This is a genomic window from Paraburkholderia phosphatilytica (genome assembly GCF_003443895.1).
Lineage (GTDB): Bacteria > Pseudomonadota > Gammaproteobacteria > Burkholderiales > Burkholderiaceae > Paraburkholderia > Paraburkholderia phosphatilytica.
Genome location: NZ_QQOA01000062.1, coordinates 22778 through 29703, shown reverse-complemented (window position 1 = coordinate 29703; position 6926 = coordinate 22778). Strand labels below are relative to the sequence as shown.

Genomic DNA, 6926 nt, shown 5'->3' with positions numbered 1-6926 from the left:
GAGCGCCTTGCCTTCATTCACGAAGCTTTCCTGAAGCTGGCCTGCTGCATCATCTGTTGGCGCCACCTTCAAAAATCATTTTGTTAACGCTTCTTAAAGTCAGCCCGGACTCGGTTTGCGGGTGAGGTACGCAAGGATCCTGCGCGAATACTCGCGCAGCACGGTTCGCTCCGAATCCAGCAGCACGATCCGGTAGAACCCCGCCGCAAACACCGGCAACACCGCCGCTCCGTATAGCACACTCCAGCCCGGAGCGACCACGACGATCGCGCCGCAGAGTGCGAGGATCTGCGCCACTGCCAGCGCGCTGACGTTCCTTAGCGTTTTAAGCGGAACGGCGACCATCGTTCTGGTCATCCACAGCAGCAACGCCAGGTCGAGCAACATGCGCAACGTCCAGACCAGCGCCGCGCCCGCGATGCCCAGATGGGACAGTGCCCACAGCAGGCAGACCACGTAGATCGGCACCTCGACGATATGCAGGATGGCCGTGACATCCGAGCGGCCGTTTGCCTGCAGCAGATTCGACGGCACCTTCGCAAGACTGTTGATCAACAGGCCTACAGCGAGGAGCTGAAGCACGAGTGCGCTTTTCCGTTCGAACTCGGGCCCTAGCCACAGGCGCAGGCCTGGATGCGCGGCTAGCAGAATGATCAGCGTGGCTGGAAACAGAAGCGCGGTGATCAGTTTCGTGCCGAGACTCAGCATGTCCGTCCCGTCGGATCGCGTGTGCGCCATGCGTTTCGCCATCAACGGAAACAGCACGCCGAGGATGCCCTCGGAAATGAAGTTCAGCCGGTACACGACCTCATAGGGCGTTGTGTAGAACGCGACGATCGCGGCGCCAAGGATCGAGCTGATGAAGAATCGGTCCATGTAGTCCATCACCGGCGACAGGATGTTGGACAGCGTCGTCCAGCCGCCATACGCAAAGATCTCCCTCTGCCGAAGAGTCGGCACACGTTTCGTGTGATCTGCTGGCGGCAGCACTCTGAGGGCAGCGACACCATACGCGATCGTCGTCACCAGCCGGCCAATCACGAGCACGGTCACCAGCACCTGCAGATGCACGGTAAACGGCAGCACGCAAAGCGGCCCGACGAACGTCCAGACGCCTTGCACAACGCGAATGGCATTGGTCACGTCGAAGCGCTGGAACGCTTCCAGCACGCCGCGCAACCCGCTCGTCAGCACGACGAGCGGAATCGACGCGCTCAGCAGGAAAAGCGTGGTCCGGGTTTCACCGATCAGGGCCTGCGGGACCCTCAGCAAGCGGATGAGTTCGCCTGAAAAGACGGCCACGACCAGCGTGCCGATCAAGCTCAGCAGCGTCATCAGGATGAGGGCGCTCCTGACGATCGCGGCAATCTCGCCTTGCCGTCCTTCGCCAAGGCGACGGGACACCTGCCATGTCAGCGAACGGCCCAACCCGAAGTCGAACAGGCTGAAATAGCCGATGATGGTCCATGCGATGGTCAGAAGGCCAAAGCGGTCGGTTCCGATCGTGTGGATCAACACGGGAATGCAGACCGCCGCAACGGCGACCGGCAACACGGCCCCGCTCAGGTTGTAGAACAGGTTCCTGGAAAGCGAGAGGTTTCGCGGCATGTGTTGTGTTTCAGCCTGATTCCGGGTGGTCATGGAACGGCGGGTCGTTTAGTACCGGTTGAGCAGGATGCCGAGTCGCGTGAAAATGTCTTCGATCCGGGTTTGCATACTGATTTCACGAGACCAGGCGAGTGCGAATCGTTTGAGCAGACTCCGCCTCGCGTCGATGGCTTTCTCCGCGAAACGGCGCATGTCCTCCGTCAATTCCTGACCGTACACTTCCATGAAGAAATCGTTCTGCTCCGAAGGGAATCGCCCGTAGACGCCGTTTAGCGTGCGGATGAGTCTGCGCCTCGCGCGCGCGGGCAGGCTCGCCTCGGCGCCGATATAGTTGTTGCCGTGCTGCCGGTACATGATGCTGGGCCGATCGTCATACAGCACATGACCGAATGCGGAGACGGCGAGATAGCACCACCAGTCGTGCATCAGGATGCTATCCGTCGCGGTGCCGCGTAAAACGAGCTGACGGGCGGCCCGGTTCATGACGATCGTGCAGCCGCACACCACGTTCTGAAACCACGCGTTCTTGAAGCTGATATTGCGCCACGTTTTCGTGTAAGCAAGGTGACCGAGCTTCTCGTCGACCAGTTCCAGCTTCGAGCAATAGAGCAGCGGGGAATCCGGATCCGGCGCGCTACGCAGTGTTTCCACCGCGTTCGCGAGCTTGCGGGGATACCACACGTCGTCCTGATCGGAAAACGCGAAGAACTCGCACGCTGGATCGGCCTGTTCGAGCGCCGCGAGGAAGCTCCCGGTGATGCCCTTGTTGGCGCCCGCGACAAAGCTCACCTTCGGATGATGTGACGCAAGCTCGCGGGTCCACTCGACCGCGGCATCCCGCGATCCGTCGTCGCGGATCAACAGTCTTACGTCGACGTCTTCCTGCGCGAGAATGCTGTTGACCTGCTCAGCAAGGTATTGCTGGCCATTGTAGGCGGACAGAACGACTGCTATCTGACTTAGCGGCATGATCCCCTCATCCCCCGGTCATTAAGCGCAGGCAGGCGTTCTGCCAGACGCGCAATCTTTTAGATACTCAACATAGCACGCGGCGTCAGGCCGTCAACATATCGTCAGCTATTGTCGGAAATATCAGCTGCTCAACGCGCGATACCTCGCACATCTCCAGCGATTCCCGTAGCGAGATTGCGACAGCGCGAATCTCATCCGCGTCGCGCGAATAAAACGATTGTCGCGTGTGGGTTTTCACGACGATTGCTGACAAATTCTGAGATTCGAGTCCTTATCCAGGCGACGCTAATAGAATCAAAAACAGCTGCGGTAAGGACACATTTCAGACGTGAATATCGTCTGATTTATTAAAGCATCGAGACAGAAAAAATCCGCTGCCGGAAACATCGCATGTCATGAATTAGCAGGACTACCTATCTGTATCGTTTCAGTCTTCCTTCCGACGATGAACACGATAAATTCCGTCGCGATACTCGGCACTCGTGGAATCCCTGCCCGGCACGGTGGCTTTGAAACCTTTGCGGAGCGGCTGGCGCTGTATCTGACCCAGCGGGGATGGAAAGTCACGGTTTACTGTCAGGGAGACCCGTCCGTTTCCCGGCGAATCGAGGACACGTGGGCGGGCATCCATCGAATTACGTTGCCCGTGAAGCGTTCGGGCGCGGCCGGCACGATCGAGTTCGACTGGGCGTGTGTCCGCGATGTGGTCAGGATGCGTCCCGGCGTTGCGCTCACGCTCGGATACAACACAGCGATCTTCTGCGTATGGATGAGGCTGCTTGGTGTACGCAACCTGATCAACATGGATGGCCTCGAATGGCGCCGCGACAAATGGCGCAAGCATGAGCGCGCGTGGTTGTGGGCCAACGAGCGGATTGGCTGCTGGACGGGCGAACACCTGATCGCGGACCATCCGGCCATCGCGGATCACCTCGCGACGCGCGTTTCGCGCAGGAAAATTTCGACGATCGCATACGGTGCGGACCGCGTCGACAACGCCAGCACGGAGCCTTTGGATCGCTATGCGTTGAGGGCGGACAACTACGGCATCGTGATCGGCCGACCTGAGCCGGAGAATTCGATACTCGAGATCGTGCGAGCGTTTTCGCAGAAAAGGCGCGGTGCGAAACTCGTCGTGCTTGGCGACTACAGACCGAACGAACGTGGCTTCCATCGCGAAGTGGTGGAGTCCGCCAGCGACGAGGTCGTGTTCCCGGGAGCCATCTATGACCCGGAGACGGTGAAGTCGCTGCGCTTTCATGCGCGGTTTTACGTGCATGGTCACCGGGTAGGCGGCACGAACCCGTCGCTGGTCGAAGCGCTAGGGGCGGGCAGTGCGATCATTGCGCACGACAACCGCTTCAACCGATGGGTCGCAGGCGCCGGCGGACGCTATTTCGAATCGCAGGCGCAATGCGATCGTCATATAGGAGAGCTGCTGCGCGATGACCAGGCCGTTGCGCAAATGCGAGCGAACAGCGCACAGCGCTTTGCGGACAGGTTCCGCTGGAGCAGCATCCTCGAACAGTACGAGTCGCTGCTCGAGCGGTACGTGCAATCGGATGTGACGGCAAGCAGCCCGACCGGCGCGACGTTGAAACGGTGAACGCGCAACCGGATGGCGGGCTCACGTACGCAACCCCACATTCGTCGCCTGATTCGGGTGGCTCACCGCGCCGAACATTCTTAGGATAGGCAATCGGTGTGCTTGATACGCACATGAGCGACTGAACATCTCAGCGGGGAGACGCAACCCATGTGCTTTCCAGATCTGTCGATTCGCGCGCTGGTGCTGTTGTCAGTGGCGGTCGTATTGAGCGCCTGTTCGGTCGTTCCGGGCCAGCGCATGATCACGCCGCCCACTGTCGTCGAGACGGGTGGCGAATACAGCCCGGAGCCGCAAAAGGATCTGCCGGTCCCGATCACCGATATCAATCTCGATCTGATCCGGAAGATGAAAACCGACGCGGACGGAGACCAGCCTTCGCAAGAGGTTATGAGCCTGATCGGTCCGGCGGACGATCCCTACCGCACAGGCCAGTCCGGATTTTCCTACCGGATTGGCCGTGGCGACGTCCTGCAGATTACGGTCTGGGACCATCCTGAACTTGCCGCCGCGCTCGGACAATCGATGGAGACGACACGCGCGCCCGACCCGGCGCCGGGCTTTGTCGTCGACGACGAGGGCAACATCCACTTTCCGTACGCGGGCTCGATCAAGGCCGTGGGCCGAACCACGGAGGATATCCAGAAACGGGTACGCGACGCGCTCAAAAAGACTTTCAAGGATCCCGAAGTGACCGTGCGCGTGGCGTCGTTCCGCGCAGGACAAATCTATATAGACGGTGAAGTGCATACACCGGGCGACCTGCAGATCAACGACATTCCGATGTCGCTTGCCGAGGCGGTCAGCCGGGCGGGAGGCTTTACGTCGAATGCCGACGAAAGCCGCGTCGACCTGACACGCAATGGCAAGACGATCCGGATCGATCTTCCGAAACTGATCCGCTCGGGCCATAACCCGTCGGATATTCTGCTGAAACCGCATGACATCGTGCGTATCGCGGCCCGCGACGAAAACGGCGTCTATGTAATGGGCGAAGTGAACCGTCCAGCCACGATCACGCCGATGAAGGATGGGCGGTTGACGCTTTCCGAAGCGATATCGCAGGCCGGCAGCCTGAATCCGAACACAGCCGAGGCGAAGCAGCTGTATGTGATTCGCGGCTATGACGTCAGCCACGATACGCAGGCGGCAAATTTCCAGGTCTACCATCTCGACGCCACCTCTCCGGTCTCGATGCTGCTCGCGAACCAGTTTCAGCTGAGATCGAAGGACATCGTCTACGTGGACAACGGTGCGCTCGTCAAATTCAATCGCGTGCTGAACATGCTGTTGCCCGCGATCAATGCCGGCTTGACCACGGCGATCCTGACCAAGTAGCGATACGGAAATTGCGAAGAAGAAGGGCGGAACGTATCGTACGTTCCGCCCTTTTTTCCTGTTGGGGATCTGCTGCGTTCAGCTAGCTGGAAAGCGTGGGACCGTAAAACCCGCGCGGGCGATCACGGTAGCTGCTGTTGCTGGTATTCGCTGCCCGACTTGAGATTCGTGTCGACGTTGCGCGCCTTGACGATCTCGTTCCATCTGCGGCTCATGCGGCGGAACGGATGATTGAGGCAATAGAACTGCAAGGCGGGAAATGGATCGTTCCAGCGAAAATACCCGTCGACCATGCGCGCGCGCCGGTCCAGCAAGTGCGCTGGAGCACGCTCCACGAGCGTCGCGCGCCATGCGAACTGGCGTTGCACATCCATCTCGCGGGCCACCGGCAACCCCAGCTCGTGGCAGTACGCGGCGAGAGGAAGATTGACGCCGCAGAGCGTCGCGATTTCCTCCTGCCAGTCCGTTCTGCCGACGGTGGGTTCGACCATCACGAAGCGGCCATTGAGCTCGTCCCACTTGTATTCCATGCTGCCCATGCCGTCCATGCCGGCGCGTTCCGCGAAGGCAAGCGTCAGCGACTCCAGCGTTTCGCGTGCCTGCGGTGCGGCCACACACACGGCCGTGCTGCCGACATCCGCCGGATAGCACGACAGCTTGCGTCCCGTGAACGCCGCGACCGCGTTGCCATCTTCGCCGCGATAGAAGAGCGTGAAGTAGATGCTGCTCTCCGGCCCTTCGATCCACTCCTGGGCCACGATGCCGCCCGGCGTGCGGAGCATGTCGGCCGCGACCTGGGTCGCCTGCGCAAGCGTGGTCACGCGAACCGCGCGGTCCTTCTGACCGTTCAGCACGTTGCGCTTGTCATCGGGCTTTAACACGCAAGGGAACTGCAACTGCGCGAGCATGCCGATGTCGGCGGGATTTTCCAGAATCACCGTGCGCGGCACGGGAAAATCGTGTTCCAGCGCGAACGCATGAAAATCCGCCTTGCTGCAAAGCGTCCGCACGCGTTCCTGCGAAGGCAGTCTGAAGCGAAACCACGGAGCGAGCTGATCGCGGTGTTCGGATACCGCGTGGACCGACTCTTCCGCGGTGAGCAGCAACACCGGAGGACGCTCGAACTGCGCGCCGAGCGACAGCAGGTCTTCGACGAATTGCGGGCCGGCGAGACTGCGAACGAGATGACGGCGTGCATGACGCGAGTGCATCGCGGCGCGCCCGGGGTCGCTGTCGACCACGACGGTCGGAATGCCTCCGCGAGCAAGCGATCGAACGACGCCAAGCCCATTAAGTTCCGCGCCGACGACGATCGCCGTCACTGTATTCCCGTGTTCGTACTTGCCGACCATGAGTCATATCCTTCGAATGTTGGTCGGCGAGCGAAGCACCGGACCAGTAC

5 protein-coding genes and 1 pseudogene are annotated in these 6926 nt (G+C 60.4%); 3 read left to right on the top strand and 3 right to left on the bottom strand.

The genetic code is table 11. The features are described from left to right. Positions 1-87 (top strand): annotated as a pseudogene (locus DVS29_RS37685) (IS5/IS1182 family transposase); the annotation flags it as partial. A 12-nt stretch (positions 88-99) separates the two neighbouring features. On the opposite strand, the gene DVS29_RS34695 reads toward DVS29_RS37685, so the two are convergent. Then, positions 100-1608 carry a flippase gene (locus tag DVS29_RS34695; RefSeq protein WP_164708056.1) on the bottom strand — a complete coding sequence of 503 codons (1509 nt, stop codon included), beginning with the start codon at positions 1606-1608 and terminating at the stop codon, positions 100-102. Positions 1609-1656: 48 nt separating this feature from the next. Beyond that, entirely contained in the window at positions 1657-2577 is a 921-nt protein-coding gene (locus DVS29_RS34690) for a glycosyltransferase family 2 protein (RefSeq protein WP_118185509.1), read from the bottom strand. A 448-nt stretch (positions 2578-3025) separates the two neighbouring features. Between DVS29_RS34690 and DVS29_RS34685 the strand changes: the two genes are divergently transcribed. Beyond that, positions 3026-4186: a DUF1972 domain-containing protein gene (locus tag DVS29_RS34685; RefSeq protein ID WP_118185507.1), complete on the top strand. Its 1161-nt coding sequence runs from the start codon at positions 3026-3028 to the stop codon at positions 4184-4186. Between the two features lie 150 nt (positions 4187-4336). After that, positions 4337-5524: a polysaccharide biosynthesis/export family protein gene (locus DVS29_RS34680; protein WP_118185505.1), complete on the top strand. Its 1188-nt coding sequence runs from the start codon at positions 4337-4339 to the stop codon at positions 5522-5524. Between the two features lie 122 nt (positions 5525-5646). Here the strand turns inward: DVS29_RS34680 and DVS29_RS34675 are convergent, their stop codons facing one another. Beyond that, a complete protein-coding gene (locus DVS29_RS34675) occupies positions 5647-6876 on the bottom strand; it encodes a carboxylate--amine ligase (protein WP_205962580.1) in 1230 nt (409 codons plus the stop codon). Positions 6877-6926 lie beyond the last annotated feature (50 nt).